The 15,317-nt window shown below is 61.1% G+C and carries 18 protein-coding genes and 1 tRNA gene; 9 read left to right on the top strand and 10 right to left on the bottom strand.

Annotation, left to right across the window (positions count from 1 at the left end):
* The first annotated feature begins 26 nt into the window (after positions 1-26).
* From BUA42_RS01085 to lpxK, 5 genes are all read left to right on the top strand, one after another.
* Positions 27-779, top strand: a complete 753-nt coding sequence (locus BUA42_RS01085) for an SDR family oxidoreductase (protein WP_072775860.1) — start codon at positions 27-29, stop codon at positions 777-779.
* Positions 776-1,396 (top strand): enoyl-CoA hydratase/isomerase family protein, encoded by a 621-nt coding sequence (locus tag BUA42_RS01080; RefSeq protein ID WP_072775859.1) that lies wholly within the window; start codon positions 776-778, stop codon positions 1,394-1,396. Before BUA42_RS01085 ends, BUA42_RS01080 begins: the two co-directional genes overlap by 4 nt.
* A gap of 64 nt (positions 1,397-1,460) precedes the next feature.
* On the top strand, positions 1,461-1,697 hold the full coding sequence (locus BUA42_RS01075) for a DUF4170 domain-containing protein (RefSeq protein WP_072775858.1): 237 nt from the start codon (positions 1,461-1,463) through the stop codon (positions 1,695-1,697).
* A 4-nt stretch (positions 1,698-1,701) separates the two neighbouring features.
* The gene (locus tag BUA42_RS01070) at positions 1,702-2,928 is read left to right on the top strand and encodes a 3-deoxy-D-manno-octulosonic acid transferase (protein WP_072775857.1); all 1,227 of its coding nucleotides are present in this window, start codon (positions 1,702-1,704) and stop codon (positions 2,926-2,928) included.
* A complete protein-coding gene (gene lpxK / locus BUA42_RS01065; RefSeq protein WP_072775856.1) occupies positions 2,925-3,920 on the top strand; it encodes a tetraacyldisaccharide 4'-kinase in 996 nt (331 codons plus the stop codon). The genes BUA42_RS01070 and lpxK overlap by 4 nt, the downstream gene beginning before the upstream one ends.
* A gap of 1 nt (position 3,921) precedes the next feature.
* On the opposite strand, the gene BUA42_RS01060 is transcribed toward lpxK, so the two are convergent.
* A complete protein-coding gene (locus BUA42_RS01060; protein WP_072775855.1) occupies positions 3,922-4,785 on the bottom strand; it encodes an N-formylglutamate amidohydrolase in 864 nt (287 codons plus the stop codon).
* Between the two features lie 146 nt (positions 4,786-4,931).
* Between BUA42_RS01060 and BUA42_RS01055 the strand changes: the two genes are divergently transcribed.
* The 4 genes from BUA42_RS01055 (at position 4,932) to BUA42_RS01040 (ending at position 6,157) form a co-directional block, all read left to right on the top strand.
* Positions 4,932-5,006, top strand: a tRNA-Val gene (locus BUA42_RS01055).
* 81 nt (positions 5,007-5,087) lie between these two features.
* Entirely contained in the window at positions 5,088-5,213 is a 126-nt protein-coding gene (gene ykgO, locus BUA42_RS01050; RefSeq protein WP_008562923.1) for a type B 50S ribosomal protein L36, read from the top strand.
* Positions 5,214-5,383: 170 nt separating this feature from the next.
* Positions 5,384-5,677, top strand: a complete 294-nt coding sequence (locus tag BUA42_RS01045) for a 2TM domain-containing protein (RefSeq protein WP_072775854.1) — start codon at positions 5,384-5,386, stop codon at positions 5,675-5,677.
* A gap of 171 nt (positions 5,678-5,848) precedes the next feature.
* Positions 5,849-6,157: a DUF4389 domain-containing protein gene (locus BUA42_RS01040; RefSeq protein ID WP_072775853.1), complete on the top strand. Its 309-nt coding sequence runs from the start codon at positions 5,849-5,851 to the stop codon at positions 6,155-6,157.
* Between the two features lie 3 nt (positions 6,158-6,160).
* On the opposite strand, the gene BUA42_RS01035 is transcribed toward BUA42_RS01040, so the two are convergent.
* The 9 genes from BUA42_RS01035 to BUA42_RS00995 all read right to left on the bottom strand — a co-directional run bounded on the left by BUA42_RS01035 (position 6,161) and on the right by BUA42_RS00995 (position 15,310).
* Positions 6,161-7,828: a peptidoglycan-binding domain-containing protein gene (locus tag BUA42_RS01035; RefSeq protein ID WP_072775852.1), complete on the bottom strand. Its 1,668-nt coding sequence runs from the start codon at positions 7,826-7,828 to the stop codon at positions 6,161-6,163.
* Between the two features lie 84 nt (positions 7,829-7,912).
* Positions 7,913-8,359, bottom strand: a complete 447-nt coding sequence (locus BUA42_RS01030; protein WP_072775851.1) for a GNAT family N-acetyltransferase — start codon at positions 8,357-8,359, stop codon at positions 7,913-7,915.
* Between the two features lie 4 nt (positions 8,360-8,363).
* A complete protein-coding gene (locus BUA42_RS01025; RefSeq protein ID WP_072775850.1) occupies positions 8,364-9,536 on the bottom strand; it encodes a phenylacetate--CoA ligase family protein in 1,173 nt (390 codons plus the stop codon).
* A gap of 25 nt (positions 9,537-9,561) precedes the next feature.
* Positions 9,562-10,551: a phosphatase domain-containing protein gene (locus tag BUA42_RS01020; RefSeq protein ID WP_143152588.1), complete on the bottom strand. Its 990-nt coding sequence runs from the start codon at positions 10,549-10,551 to the stop codon at positions 9,562-9,564.
* Positions 10,551-11,375, bottom strand: a complete 825-nt coding sequence (locus BUA42_RS01015) for an ABC transporter ATP-binding protein (protein WP_072775848.1) — start codon at positions 11,373-11,375, stop codon at positions 10,551-10,553. Before BUA42_RS01015 ends, BUA42_RS01020 begins: the two co-directional genes overlap by 1 nt.
* Before the next feature lie 73 nt (positions 11,376-11,448).
* On the bottom strand, positions 11,449-12,747 hold the full coding sequence (locus tag BUA42_RS01010; protein ID WP_072775847.1) for an ABC transporter substrate-binding protein: 1,299 nt from the start codon (positions 12,745-12,747) through the stop codon (positions 11,449-11,451).
* 62 nt (positions 12,748-12,809) lie between these two features.
* Positions 12,810-14,039, bottom strand: a complete 1,230-nt coding sequence (locus tag BUA42_RS01005) for a branched-chain amino acid ABC transporter permease (RefSeq protein ID WP_084066059.1) — start codon at positions 14,037-14,039, stop codon at positions 12,810-12,812.
* Positions 14,039-14,278 carry a hypothetical protein gene (locus BUA42_RS01000; protein WP_072776672.1) on the bottom strand — a complete coding sequence of 80 codons (240 nt, stop codon included), beginning with the start codon at positions 14,276-14,278 and terminating at the stop codon, positions 14,039-14,041. Before BUA42_RS01000 ends, BUA42_RS01005 begins: the two co-directional genes overlap by 1 nt.
* A 78-nt stretch (positions 14,279-14,356) precedes the next feature.
* Positions 14,357-15,310, bottom strand: coding sequence for a branched-chain amino acid ABC transporter permease (locus BUA42_RS00995; RefSeq protein ID WP_072775846.1), 954 nt, complete (start codon positions 15,308-15,310; stop codon positions 14,357-14,359).
* Positions 15,311-15,317: the final 7 nt, after the last annotated feature.

Below are 15,317 nucleotides of genomic sequence, written 5' to 3'. Positions count from 1 at the left end.
CTGAACCTATCACAAGGAGGAGAGCCATGACCGATTTGACCGGGAAAACCGTACTGATTACCGGGGCCAGCCGGGGAATCGGGGCCGAAGCAGCGCGCGTATTCGCCCATGCCGGGGCCAATGTCGCGCTTGTGGCACGCAGCGCCGATGCAATCGCCGACCTCGCGGGTGAGATCGGCCAACAGGCGGTTGCCATCCCTTGTGACATCAGCCGGTACTGGGAAGTCGACAAGGCTGTCGAAAACTGCGTCACGGCGTTCGGCGGGCTGGATATCCTCATCAACAACGCGGGCGTGATCGAACCCATCGCCCGAATGGAGATCGCCGATCCCGAAAGCTGGGGACAGGTCATCGACATCAACCTCAAGGGCGTCTTTCATGGTATGCGCGCAGCTTTACCCGTGATGCAGCGGGCGGGTGGCGGAACTGTGCTCACGGTCAGTTCCGGCGCCGCGCATGGACCGGTCGAGGGGTGGTCGCATTACTGCGCGTCCAAGGCCGGGGCCGCGATGCTCACGCGCTGCTTGCACAAGGAAATGGGCGACAAGGGCATCCGCGCGATGGGTCTGTCGCCCGGTACGGTTGCCACGCAGATGCAGAAAGAAATCAAGGCCAGCGGCATCAATCCCGTCAGTCAATTGGACTGGTCCGACCACATCCCGGCAGATTGGCCCGCCAAGGCACTTCTGTGGATGTGCGGGTCCGAGGCGGATGGCTACCTCGGCGAAGAGATCTCGCTACGCGACGAAGATATCCGCAAGAAGGTGGGACTGACGTGATCGAAGTTACGCAAGACGGCGACATTTGCACGCTGACGATCAACCGGCCCGACAAAGCCAATTCGCTGACCGCCGAAATGCTGGAAGCTCTTTGCGTCGGGGTCGAGGAGGCGCGTTCGGCGCGGGCCGTGATCCTGACGGGCATCGGCAAGGTGTTCTCTGCCGGTGCGGATCTTGACGCCGCCAAAGCCGGCCTCGCCCTCAGCCCCTTGTGGGAACGGCTGTCCGGTGCCATCGCGCGCCATCCCGGGCTCACCATTTCGGCGCTGAACGGGACGGCTGCAGGCGGTGCCATGGGCATGGTTCTGGCCTGCGATCTGCGCATTGCAGTGCCGGGCACGAAGTTCTTCTACCCGGTGATGAAGCTCGGCTTTCTGCCGCAACCGTCCGATCCGGCCCGACTGGTGGCCCTTGTCGGGCCGTCGCGTGCCAAGATGATCCTGCTCGCCGGGCAAAAGATCAGCACCGAAGACGCGCTGACCTGGGGTCTGATCGACGCGATTGTCGAGGGCGAAAGCCTTCTGGATCACGCACGCAGCCTGACCGATGATCTGAGAGCCGCCGCGCCGGATCACGCCCGCACGATCAAGACGATGGTCACTCAAACCCTGCCCTGATGTGACTTGACCACCCTGCGCAGGCTTTTAGGCTTGCCGCAGCTCAATTTGATAGGATCGCTCCATGACGCAGCACTTGCATATCGTCTTCGGTGGAGAGCTGGTGACGCCCTCTGAAAATACCTTCAAGGACCCAGAACAAATCCACGTGGTCGGCGTTTTTGCGGACCGCAAAAGCGCCTATGACGCATGGAAAAACGAGGCGCAGCGCACCGTCGACAACGCGCATATGCGGTACTTTCTAGGGGATCTGCAAAAGCTGATCGAAGACAGCGTCGACGAGCCCGAAGAACAGGACTGACCACTTGGCGCGCAGGCCGTTCAGTCTCACGGCTTATCTCGCTCTGGCTCGCAGCCGCGACCGCCCAGGTCGCGACACATTGCGCTGGCCTGAGCGGCCGGAGGGGCCATTGGTCTGGCTGCATAGCGACACCCGAACGAGGCTCGAGACGCTTCTGACCCTGATGCAGCGCTTGCGACTGCAACGTGACGACTTCTCGCTTCTGTTGACGTCGGATGCGGCGGAGGCAGGTGGGATCGAATTTGGCGATGAACGCATCTGGAGCCCCCCGACCGAAAGCCTGAGCGACGTGCATCTGTTTCTCGAACACGTGCGTCCCGACATTCTTGCCTGGGCGGGAAATGGATTGCGGCCCGCGCTCATTCACGAAACTGCGTCCCTGCGCACCCATATGCTCTTGGTGGACGCCGCCGACGTGCCGTGGCGGCAGCCACAGAAGAACTGGCTGCCGGATGCCACGTCAGGCGCGCTGAACCTGTTTCACCAGATCATCGCACAGGACAAATCCGCCGCCGCGCGGATGCGCAAACTGGGCGTCCCGGAAAGCCAGATCGAGGTGGCGGCCCCATTGGAACCCGAAGTGTTCCCTCTGCCCAGCAACGATGACCTGCACGAGGAATTGACGGCGCTGCTGGCCGGGCGCCCCGTCTGGCTGGCCGCCAATATCCTTTTGAACGAGGCCGAAGACGTCCTGCGCGCGCATCGGCGCGCGGCGCGTCTGGCGCATCGGTTGTTGCTGGTCGTCGTGCCGGACGATCCGAGCGACGAAAGCGCGATTGCAGAACTGGCCCACGAGGTCGGTCTGCGCCTCGCCCGCTGGGAACACGGCGATATGCCGGATGAGAACACGCAGGTCTTGCTGGTGGGTGACGACAGCGAACTTGGCCTCTGGTACCGGCTTGCGCCACTCAGCTTTCTGGGCGGTTCGCTGGTGTCCGCCTCGGGCGGGCAGTCGCCGATGATGGCGGCGGCGCTTGGGTCCGCCATTCTTTATGGGCCGCATGTGGGTCAACATCTTGAAGCCTATTCCCGGCTTGTCGCCGCAGGTGGCGCGCGCATTGTGAAAGATATGGAATCGCTCAGCGCCGCTGTCACTCATCTGATCGCCCCGGACCGCGCCGCGGCGATGGCACATGCGGGGTGGACCGTGGTGTCCTCGGGCGCGGAAACCGCTGATCTCGTGCTCACGCAGATCAACGAATGGCTCGACGCAATCGAGGCCCGGCCATGAGACCGCCAGCCTTCTGGGACAATTCGCCCAAATCGCCTGGCCTGTCGGCGCGGCTTCTTTCCCCGCTGGGTGCGATCTACGGTGCGCTGACAGCCCGGCGGGTGGCGCAGCCTGCTGCCTATACTGCCCCTGTACCGGTCATCTGCGTCGGCAACGTGAATGCAGGCGGAACCGGCAAGACCCCGACCGTCATCGCGCTTATGCAGATGCTGTCAGACCTGAAGGTGACCGCTCATGTCGTCTCGCGCGGATATGGGGGCGCGTTAAACGGGCCGATACAAGTCGATCCGCGCAAGCACACAGCCGAAGAGGTCGGGGACGAGCCATTGCTTCTGTCCGCGTTCGGCACCGTTTGGGTGTCCCGCGACCGGGCCGAAGGCGCCAAATGCGCCGTGGCTGCAGGTGCGGAGGCCCTGCTTCTGGACGATGGGTTGCAGAACCCAAGCATTGCCAAGGACCTGTCCCTCATTGTTGTCGATGCCGCGAAAGGTTTCGGCAACGGACTGTGCATCCCGGCGGGTCCTCTGCGTGAACCGGTGGCGCGAGCGATGGCGCGCGCAGATCTGGTGCTGTCCATCGGTGGACCCGGCGCGCAGGACCGCTTCAAAACGACTTGGGGCAGTGCCATCACCAAACCCCACCTCACCGGACAGCTCGCGCCCCTTCAGACTGGGATGGATTGGGCGGGCTTGCGCTGCCTTGCCTTCGCCGGAATCGGTCATCCCGAAAAGTTCTTCGGCACATTGCACGATTTGGGTGTCGACCTTGTTCGCGCCGAAGCGCTTGACGATCATCAGCCGTTGACGCCCGCCCTCATGGCGCGGCTGGAAAACGATGCCAAAGCGGCGGGGGCGCAATTGGTCACCACCGAGAAAGACGCGGTACGCCTGCCCGACGGATTCCGCATGAAAGTGCTGACAGTGCCGGTGCGCCTGAACCTCGACAACGCGGACGCCCTCAAGGGCGCATTAAAGACCCTGTTCGAGACGTAACCTATTCTGCAGCCAACGGCATATCGTCGGACTGACCCGTTGCCGCGATCTCTGCAATCACGCTGCGCAACAGTTTCCGGAAGTTGTGGAAATTGGCGTTCGGCCGCACCTCGCGCTCATCCATGTAGATGGACCGGTCTATCTCGATCTGCACCGCGTGCTGTTTGCGGGACGGACGCCCGTAGGCCTGCGTGATGTAAGCCCCCGCAAACGGAGTGTTGCGGGCGACGACCAGCCCCGCGTCGACAAATGCCGCCTCGATCTGATCGACAACAGTCTGACTTGCCGAAGCGCCAAAGCGGTCCCCCAAAACGATCTGTGGGCGGCGGCCCGATGATTTGGCCGCCCCATCCAACGCCTCATGCGGCATCGAATGGCAATCCACGAGAATCGCCTCGCCAAACCGAGCGTGTGCCTGCGTCATGAGTTTGCGCAACTGCGTATGGTAGGGATGCCAGAACTGCGTGATGCGCCGCTCGGCCTCCGCATAGGGCATTTTCCCTTTGTAGATGGGTCGCCCATTCGCCACCACCCGCGGCACGACACCAAGGCCCGAGGCCACGCGTGGATTGTGTGTTTGCCGCCGGACCCCTTCGATCAGGGCCGGGTCCAGTTCTTCCGCGCTGCGATTGAGGTCAATGAACGCACGCGGTGCGCCTGCCTTGATGAAGGGGGCCCCGAACTGAGGCGCACAGTCGAACAGACGGTCGACAAAAGCGTCTTCGGAGGACCGGATAGTCACCTCGTCCAATGCCGTGTGCCGCAGGAAAGACCAACTGTAATCCCGCCCCGAATGCGGAGACGCGAACACCACACGCGACGTGTGCGCTTCGGGCTGAATCAGATGGTACGCGACTTTCGGCATAAGCTCTCCATACCACGCAACATAGACTGATTTATTCTAAGTCCAAAAGCCCTTGATCCCTGTTCCGACTCCTTTTATAGACCGCTCCACCGGCGCGGCATTTCGCGCCCCTTTTTGTTGGGGCGGCGGGAAACGCAAAGGTTTCAGGGCGATTAGCTCAGTGGTAGAGCACTTCGTTGACATCGAAGGGGTCACTAGTTCGAACCTAGTATCGCCCACCATTGAATTCGCCGTCCCGGGCAAATGTTCGGGGCACCCGCAACCACCAAGGCGCTCGCGCGCCGCGATAAGAGGAGAGACCGATGAAGGTCAAGAACTCGCTTCGTTCGTTGAAGAACCGCCATCGCGACTGCCGCGTTGTGCGCCGCAAGGGCCGCGTTTACGTTATCAACAAGACACAGCGCCGGTTCAAAGCCCGCCAGGGCTAAGCGGATCAGCAGACAAGATGAAAAGCCACCCGGTTCGGGTGGCTTTTTTCGTTTTGATGGGGTCGTTCGCTCTTCGGTGCGTACACGCCGATTGATCTCGGTCATGCCCGCCAATTCCAGATCGGCCTATCATCCATCGCATTCGGACCAAGGGGTTGAGGGGTGAGGCCATGACACACGCTGATAGCTACGAAAAAGCCAGAGGTCGCGCCGAGGCGAAATTCGGCTTCTACGTTCACGCGTTCATTTTTGCGGCGGTGATCGGAGTGTTGGTGATTATCAACCTCGTCACGTCGCCCGAGATAAATTGGACGATCTGGCCGATGCTCGGTTGGGGATTGGCCGTCGCCCTGCACGGCGCACGCGTGTTCTTCGCGGGGGACAAAGAAAAAATCATTGATGCTCTGACCGAAGAAGAGTTGCGGCAATCGGACGGAAAACCGCGCGACAGCGGCACGTCGTGACAGCTAACCATTCGTCCATGGCAACATTCATCAAAGCGAGCCGGGTCGGATAAGCACACGATTTTGGCACCAGAAAGCGCGGGGAAGACCGTTGTGTCGATCCGGGTTGGCGACTCCTCCGGAAACGACATACACTCGCCGCAAATCTCAGGATACCGAAGGATCGTCTGCATGACCTCCTCTGACGAAGACAAAGTGACGGGCCGACTTCACGGCGAACAGTTCGAGCCGGAAAAGACGGATTCCCTACTGGAACGGCTGATCTACATGATCCTCATCGCCGTCATGATTTCGCTGGCGCAGACCGTTTTGGGCGTGATGACGATCGTGCAATTCGTCGTCATGCTGGTCAACAACAAGCAACCGAACGAGCGTCTGGCAGAATTCGGCACCGACCTTGGCATCTGGATCGCCAAGGCCGCACGCTACCAGACGGCTGCCAGCAACGTGAAGCCTTGGCCATGGACCGAGCTTGACTAGACCTCAGCGCAGGATTGTATCGGCCATCAAACGGACGACGGTCGCCTGATCGAGATAGCCGGACACTCTCAAATCGCGCGCGTCCTGATACCGCCGAATGGCACGGCGCGCGTCATCGTCGAATTCGCCGTCCACGACGCCGGGCTCCAGCCCCAGTTCAGCAAGCCGCGCTTCTGCCAGCCTGCGTGCGGCTGCGTTGAGGCCCAGCGCAGCTTCCTCGGCCTGCCCGCGTGCCTGAATTTCGCGTTGCTCTGAATTGCGATCAAGCCACGCAATGCGCTCTTTTGCTTCTTCTGCAAACGCTCCATTGGGGCGCTCTGCCAGATAGGCGCGATAGGCATCTTGAGTGTCGATCTCGCGGATCTGCTGCCATCGCAGGCGATCCTGATCCTCAGCTTGCGCGCGCCGTTGCGCTTCGATGGCGGCAAGACGCTCTTCCGCGACTTCGGCGAACTGGCCGTCGGGGAAGCGACGAAGATAGGCCCGGTAGCCAGGCTCATCGCCGCGCGCGCCGGTTTCCTCCCAAAACGCGCGATCCTGCCGTTCAAGCTCGGCCTGGCGCTGGCGGGCTTCTTCTTCCAGTTCCGCCGCACGGCGTTCGGCCTGTGCATCAAGCCGCGTGATCTGATCCGCGCTCAGGTAACCAGAGGCTGGCAGACCGTTCTGGTTCTGCCATGCGGTGACAGCGCCCCGGGTCCCCCGGCCAAAGATCCCGTCTATCCCGCGCGTGTTATAGCCAAGCAATGACAAGTCCCGCTGGATTTCGCGCCGCGCGTTGCGCGACAGGCCCAGATCCGCCTCTGCCTGTTTCTCTTGGTAAAACGGCTCGGCCCGGATCGCGGTCAAGCGCTGCCGCGCCTCGGCAGCGTGCAGGCCGTTCGGGAAAGCCGCCAGATAGGTCTCGTACCCTGCCTCGCGATCTGCGGTCAGGGCCTCTTGCCAGGCCGCATCATCTTCCGCTGCGCGGTCGGATGTGGCCTCAGTTTCGACGACTTGTGGCAACGCCACCTCCGTCTCTGCCAGAAGCGGCAATTCCAGCGGCACGAATCCGGCAAGGCTCAACCCAGCCTCGCGCGCCAGAGGCAACACGTCACCGCCGGGCCACTCTGCCAGGCGTCCGATGAAACGCACGACGTCGCCTGCGGGGCCAACGGCGACCGTCACGCCCTGTGATACATCGCGCAGCGGCAGATTGGCGGACAGCCCGCTGGGCAAGGTCTCATCGATCTCGACTTCTCCGAGCACCAACAACGCTCGACCCGGATACTCCGCCATCACTGCGTAAAGCGCATCGACGGGTAAGCCTTCTGCCACCACTTGCGCGAGGCTCACGTCATCCCCCATGTCGGCTGGCAGCAGATAGCTGCCGGACACCGTCGACACGAACCGCCCTGTCAGAGCAACGGCAACATCGTCTGTTGTCGCGTCCAGGTTTTCGGCAAACTCCAGAAATGCCGTTCGCATTCCGTCGCGGTCCGCATTCAAGGCAATGCTGATCTCCGTGCCACGCGCCGCGAACCGGCTTTGCGTCGCCGTCAGGTCGCCACTCCCCGTCAGGCGCTGCAACACACTTTGATCGCTGTTGCCGATGATCAGAACATCGCTGTTATCCGCAACCGCAGGCGCGGCGAAAGCCATCGTGGCAGACAGTGACAAAACCAGACGTTTCATGGGTGGTCCTCCATATTCCTCGACGACTAACGCATGAATTGGCAAAGTTATCCAATATCGCGCAGGTTTTTTGCGCGCATGCCGTCAGTCGTGGGCGTCATGCTCCGACGTGTCGCCCCAATCGTACATCACGAGGCCCGACTGTTCGCGGCCCACACACGCCCGATAAAGCGCCCGCGCCGGATGGTTGTCATCCTCGGTTGCGAGCCAGGTTGACATGCATCCCTGCGCGTCGCCCCACCCGATCAATCGGCGCACAAGGTCGGTCCCGATCCCGCGCCGGCGATGCGCCTCTGACACACCAACCTCGTTGATGAAAAGCGTCGGCGACTTGTCCGGATGAAGCAAGACGGTAGCAGAGCCCATGCCGACGATGGCACCGCTTATGATCGCCAGGACCATGTGATGCCCGGGCTGCGCCAGAAAGGCCGCCAACTGGTCCGGTTTGATTGCGTTGTCAAACACGTCAGCCGTTTGAAGGAGGCTGGCATTCTCGCTTGTCAGCGGTTGGTACGTGACGGTTTCGGACATGCCGTCAATCGTAACTGCGCGCATCCTCGATGACCAAACCGTCACGCGGCAGCGCGCCCGGCGGCACCAATTCAACCGTGCCTTTGAGCTTGAGCGTCTCGACAATCGTCGACTCGAACCGTGCCGCATCCTTGGCTGCCGTTTCGATCCGCACAGTCATGACATCCATCTCGCCATCGCGGCTGGCCACGACCCGCGCGCGGTCGATCTCGTCGTGTTTGGCGACAAGCGCTGCCACCTGTTCGGGGCGTACGAACATGCCCTTTATCTTGGTCGTTTGGTCAGCGCGCCCCATCCAGCCCTTGATGCGCAAATTGGTGCGTCCACACGGGCTTTGGCCCGACATCAAAGCGCTCAGGTCCCCTGTGGCGAAACGCACAAGCGGAAAGTCAGGGTTAAGCGACGTCACAACCACTTCGCCCACCTCACCTTCCGGGACCGGATCGCCCGTGCCGGGAGTGACGATTTCGACGATGACACCTTCATCAATGATCATGCCGTCCATCGCATCGGATTCATACGCGATGTTGCCAAGGTCCGCCGTCGCATAGCACTGCAAGCAGGAAATACCCCGATCGATGTAATACTGACGCAAAGACGGGAAGAGCGCGCCACCACCGACGGCGGCCTTTACGATCCCGAGTTGCAGGCCCATCTCATCGGCTTTCTCAAGGATCACCTTGAGGTAATCCGGCGTACCGGCATAGGCCGTGACCCCCACGTCATGCGCCGCTTGCGCCTGAAGCTCGGTCTGGCCTGTCCCAGCGGGCAACACCACGGCGCCGACCGCTCGTGCACCGTTCTCGAAAATCATCCCGGCAGGCGTCAGATGGTAGCCGAAACAGTTCTGCACGATATCTGTCGTTCCAACACCCGCCGCGTGAAGGAAACGACCCATGCGCCACCAGTCTTTTGTGACCCCTCCAGGTTCGTAGATCGGACCCGGAGATTGGAAGATATGCGCCACGTTCGACACGGGCAGGCCGCCAAAGGGTGGGTTCTCCTTCTGGCGCGCGCTGAGGTCCGCCTTGCGCAGAACCGGTAGCTTGGCCAGCCCGGACAGGTCCGCAAGCGGGTCCATGCCATGCGACGGCAGGATCTGATTGAGCTGCTCCAACTGCGCCGAGGCGCGCGCATCCGCGCTGCGGGTTTCCAAGTCGTCATAATACGTGCTCATACCGCTCTCCTTGTGAGCCGTCGTTTCACTGTTGAGCCTCCGCCACACCGGGCAGCACCCGGTCGGGGAGGTCTGAAAAGTTGCGCCCGTGATAGGTCGGCACGCCCATCGCCTCGATCTCGAGCAATGCTTCCAGCGCCGCGCGCTTGCTGCGGGCCACAGGTTCTCGCAAAAGGACAGCTTGGATGCGGTCGGGATGGCGTTTCACGGCATCCCGGTAGACCTGCGCATCCTTCTGGCCGGTGTCACCAAGCAGAAAGAACGTCAGTTCCGGATTGGCCGCGAGGATCGTATCCACAGCCGCGCCCTTGTGATCCTGATGGCTTGCTCCGACGACGCTGTCTTCACTGATGCCCAGATCGCGCAGAAACATCGGACCCGCCACCAAATCCGCGCGCGTGAACACTTTGTCGAGGAAACTGTGCAGGTTCCACGGCGAAGAACTGACATAGTACACCGGGTTGCGGGCATGATCGGACAGGCGGTCCATCAGCGTCTTGCTGTCCGGAAAGATCTGTCGCGTCAGCGCGTTGCCGGTGAAGGTGGTCCAAAGGTTGCGCGCCAGCGAATGCGCGCCGGTCATCATCATCGTGTCGTCGATATCCGAAATCACGCCAAACCGGGCCTCTGGATGGGGCACAAGGGCCGGCATCGGGACGCGTGTCTCTGGCGCATCGGTCAATTCGGCATCGACCGTAACCCAGCCCTGCGCCTGTTCGGGGCGAGGCAGCCTCAGCGTGACGTAGCCTTCGGCGTTGCTCTGCGCGATGCCGTCTTCGGCAACCACCGATACATCCGCCACTTCGCTGGTAAAGAAGAGCGACGCCATTTCCTTGAAATTCGTCCACCGCGATTGATCCGGGTCGGGCGCATCCCGTCGGACCGCAGACAGCACGCGCCCCTGCAGAACCAGATGACCCGGTTCGGCATAGCCGCGATAGGGTTGCAGGATCGGCGCACCGCTGCGCTGAAAAAGCGTTTCGATCAGATGTTCCGCGCCCTTGAGCCGTCGCATCACGCCAACCAGCGTTTCCGCCGCCGATAGGACCGCACGTCGCGGAAGGACTTTCGGCCGTCATCCGACATGCCGAGGTAGAATTCCTTCACATCCGGGTTCTCGCGCAGTTCCGCTGCCGGACCGTCCATCACGACGCGGCCGGACTCGAGGATGTATCCCTGGTGCGCGTAGCGCAGGGCGACGTTGGTGTTCTGTTCGGCAAGAAGGAAAGACACGCCCTCGTTCTCATTTACCGATTTCACGATCTCGAAGATCTGCTCCACAAGCTGCGGCGCGAGCCCCATCGACGGCTCGTCCAGCAGCACCGTCTCGGGTCGAGACATCAGCGCCCGGCCAATCGCCGTCATCTGCTGTTCGCCGCCCGAGGTATAACCCGCCTGAGACTTCCGCCGCTCCTTCAGCCGGGGGAAATAGGAATAGACCATTTCAAGGTCCTGCTCGATCGCGGCCTTGCCATCCTTGCGCGTGTAAGCACCGGTCAGCAGGTTTTCCTCGACCGTAAGGTGGGCGAAGCAGTGCCGCCCCTCCATCACCTGGATCACACCCCGTTTCACAAGCGCGGCCGGGTCCAAATCCTGCACCCGCTCCCCTTGGTATAGGATCGAGCCTTTGGTCACCTCTCCCCTTTCGGAATGCAGAAGGTTCGAGATGGCTTTGAGCGTCGTGGTCTTGCCCGCGCCATTGCCGCCGAGAAGCGCGGTGATGCCGCCCTTCTTCACGGTCAGGCTCACGCCCTTCAACACGAGGATCACGTGATTGTAGATCACCTCGATATTGTTGACCTCAAGCAGTGTCTCGTCGGTCCGTGCGGCGTCCAGCATCGCTCTTCTTCTCTTTGAAAATATGCAAATGCCCCCGGCGGCGTCTTGGGAAGCCGCCGGGGATTGTTCGGCCTTAGTTCGTGGCCGAACACTCTTCGTTCATCGCCCAAGGCGCGTTCGCGGTCGCATAGTCCGCCGCAGCCGATGCGATGAGGTCGGAATATCCGTCCACGTTCGGCGTCAGCAGGTCAGACACTTTCACGAACTTGGAGCCATCCCATTCCAGCATCCAACCACCCGAGTGACCGGTGTGGTTCGCGCAGGAGGTCGAGAACGGCGGCACCATGCCTGCCATGCCCAGCTCTTCCAGACGCTCTTCGGTGATGTTCAGGTTCTCAAGGCCCCAACGCAGCTGTGTCGCGTCGATTTCCGCAGTGCCGAAGTTTTCCTGCGCGCCACGGATAGCTTCCGCGAGGATCATCGACATCACGATGCCACGGCCATAGAACACGCCCTGCATCTCTTCTTCGTTCGACTGGCTCAGACCGGCGTCAAAGACCATTTCCTTGATCTCTTGCATCACCGGCGCTTCCGGGTTCGGGAAGGACCACGAGATCGACTTGTAGCCCGCACCTTCTTCGCCGACGAGCTTCAGGTCCGCATCGTGACCGGCCCACCAGACGCCAATGAAGTTTTCCATCGGGTACTTGGTCTTGACCGCTTCGGTGATGGCCCCGGCGTTCATCGCGCCCCAGCCCCACATGACCACATTGTCCGGACGCTCACGGCGGATTTGCAACCACTGCGCCGACTGGTTCTGCATTTCCTTCAGACCCACCGGGATCGGCAGAAGCTCAAAGCCTTTTTCCGCCGCCAGCTTTTCGAGAAGCGGCAGAGGTTCCTTGCCATAGGGGTGGTCGAGGTGCAGGAAGGCAATCTTCTTGCCGTCGAGCGATCCGTCCTGTTCGAGGTACTGCACGATCATGTCGGCCGCATCCCAGTAACCCGACGGCACGTTGAACGCCCACTGGAACACCTTTCCGTCCGCCATCGGCGAGAAGCCGTAGCCGGGTGCAAGGATCGGGATCTCGTCCACGTTCGTCTTCGGCAGAACCTGCAGCGTGATGCCGGTGGACCACGGCTGGGTCACGATGGCCTTGCCCTTGGTCTTTTCGTAGCATTCCACACCCTTCTCGGTGGAATAGCCGGTTTCGCATTCTTCAAAGTCGATGGCCACGCCACCGATGCCGCCATCACGCTCGTTCAGAAGCGTCATGTAATCCGCCTGGCCGTTCATCAGCGGAATACCCGTCGCCGCGAACGGCCCGGTCCGGTAGGCAAGGTTGGGCGTGTAAAGACTTTCGGCAATCGCTGCCGTGCCCATGACGGTGCCCAGCGCTGCCGCTGCCGCCAGTTTTGTGAAGTGTTTCATGGATATCCTCCCGTTGGATCTGATGTGTAGGTTATGGTTCTTGGTCTTGGGCCGCGCCCGCCTCAGTGCGGGAACGGCCAGATGATGAGTTTCTCTCGGATGAGCCGCCAGAGCTGATTCAACCCGTGCGGTTCGATGATGAGGAAAAAGATGATCAGGCCGCCAATGATCATCACGTTGATATGCTCGATCAACGCGCTATCGATGCGGAAGCCCTGGGTCTGCGCGTAACCGTAGATCAGCGTGAGCACAGCAAATCCGATCACCGCGCCAATCGCCCAACCGCTGCGCGCCACCCAACTCAAAAACCCGATCGCAGCGACGAGGGCTATGAGAATGAACGCACTGAGCGCTGACATCTGGAACACCTGCGTGCCCGCGATCACGTTCAACACAACCGGCAAGCCGACGATCAGAATGGCCCCCAGATAGTTGCCCATGATCGACCCAAGCCCGCCAATGATCGCGATGAACAGCACCTGGAACGACAGCGGAATGTCGAACACGTTGGGCTCGGCCGCGCCTTTCCACATGAAAACATAAAGCGCACCCGCGACGCCAACGATATAGGACGAGATCGCAAACGCGGTGAGCTTAGATTTCATCAGGTTGATGCCGATCAGCTCTGCCGCGATGTCCATGTCACGCGTCGCCTTCCAGGTCCGGCCGAGGTTTCCACGCGTGAGGTTGATGCAGAGGATCGTCAGAAGCGTGACCACGAACAGAACGATGTAATATTCAGTGACCGAAGCAGCCTGAGGGCCGGAAACGAATATCCCGAACATCTCGAGGTTCGGCACCTGAATGGCGCCGGAGGCGTTGTAATTGTAGAGCCACGCCCATTTCTCGAACAGCCACACCAGAAAGAACTGCGCGGCCAGGGTCGCGATGGCGAGGTAGAAACCCTTGATCCGGAGCGACGGGATACCGAAGACCACCCCGATCCCGGCGCTGAAGAATCCCGAAAGCAGGATCGCAACGATCGGGTTCAGCTCGGGGAAAATGGTGACCATCTTGTAACACGCATAGGCCCCGACGCCCATGAAAGCCCCGGTGCCCAAGGACAACTGACCCGCAAACCCGGTCAGAATGTTCAGCCCCATCGCCGCAAGCGCGTAGATCAGGATTGGGATCAACAACGTCTGGAAGGTGAATTCAGACGCGGTGAGCGGAAAAATCACCCAGCCGAAGACCAGCAGGATGCCGAGCAGAAACGCGTCCTGCCGGACCGGGAACAGCGCCTGATCCGCGACATAGCTCGTTTTGAACTGTCCAGCTGTACGGTACAACATCAGGCGATTTCCTCTTCTTCTGTCCGGACCGCGCGGTTGCGCGGCTTGGCATAGCCGGTCGCTTCGGAATGGCGGATCAGCCAAAAGTACGCCCAGAGCCCCGCTGCTCCGCCCAATGCCGCCAGCACAATCGCGATGACGGTCTGCCCTCCGCCGTCACCACTGCTCAGCGCGAGGTACCCGAACGCCCAGAAGCCGGACCACGCGATAATGTTCAAAAGTGCGATGAGTTTGGCCATGTTGTCTTGTCTTTCGTTCATCTTGTCGGGTGGGCTTCCAACCCACCATGGTTCTTTCGCAGCGCGCCCCGCGCCGCGTCAGACCCTTTCGATGATGCGCTCCCCAAAGAGACCCTGCGGGCGGAACAAGAGCACGATCAGCGCCAGCACGAAGGCGAACCACGTCTCTGTATTGCCGCCCAAAAGAGGCTGCCCCCAATAAATCTCGAACAGTTTTTCAAGAATACCGATCATCAGCCCACCGACGATGGCCCCCGTGATGCTTTCCAACCCACCCAGCATGAGCACCGGCAGCGCTTTGTAGGCAATCACTTCAAGCGCAAAGCTGACGCCCGCGCGCGCCCCCCAGGCAATGCCCGTGACCAGCGCGATGATCCCCGCAATGAACCAGACCAGAACCCAGATCGTCTGTAGGCTGATGCCCACCGACAACGCCGCCTGGTGGTCGTCGCCCAACGCACGTATCGCCCGACCCATCTGCGTGTAGTTCAGGAAAGCCAGCAATGCCAAAACCAGCAGCGTGGCCACGACGACAACCGTGATGTCGAGGTGCTGCAAGATCAACAGTCCGCCAAACGGCTCCAGCACGGTATCTCCGGTCGGAATGCCCAGTTCCTCGGTGATCATGACCTTGTTTTCACCGCCGAAGATCGTCTCTCCAAAACCGATGAGGAACAGGGTGATTCCGATGGTGGCCATGAACAAAATGATGTCCGGCTGGCCCACCAGCGGTCTCAACACGACCCGTTCGATGGTCACCGCCAGAACGAACATGACCACCAGCGTCAGGCCGACACTAATCCACGCTGGGATGCCCATGGCGAAAAGCCCGACAAGGGTCAGCGCCGCGAAGACCACCATGATGCCCTGCGCAAAGTTGAAGATGCGGGAAGACCGGAAGATCAGCACGAAGCCCAGCGCGATGAGGGCGTAGAGGATGCCCGACACCAGCCCTTCCCAAAGCACCTGCATCAGGAAGTCGGGGGCTTCGACCATATCGACCCATGGGTTGATGAAAATGTCTGCAAACATGCCTGTT

It is taken from the genome of Marivita hallyeonensis (assembly GCF_900129875.1).
In the GTDB taxonomy this organism is placed as follows: Bacteria; Pseudomonadota; Alphaproteobacteria; order Rhodobacterales; family Rhodobacteraceae; genus Marivita; species Marivita hallyeonensis.
Note: the sequence above shows the minus strand (reverse complement) of the source record. Positions and strands in the feature narration are given on the sequence as shown.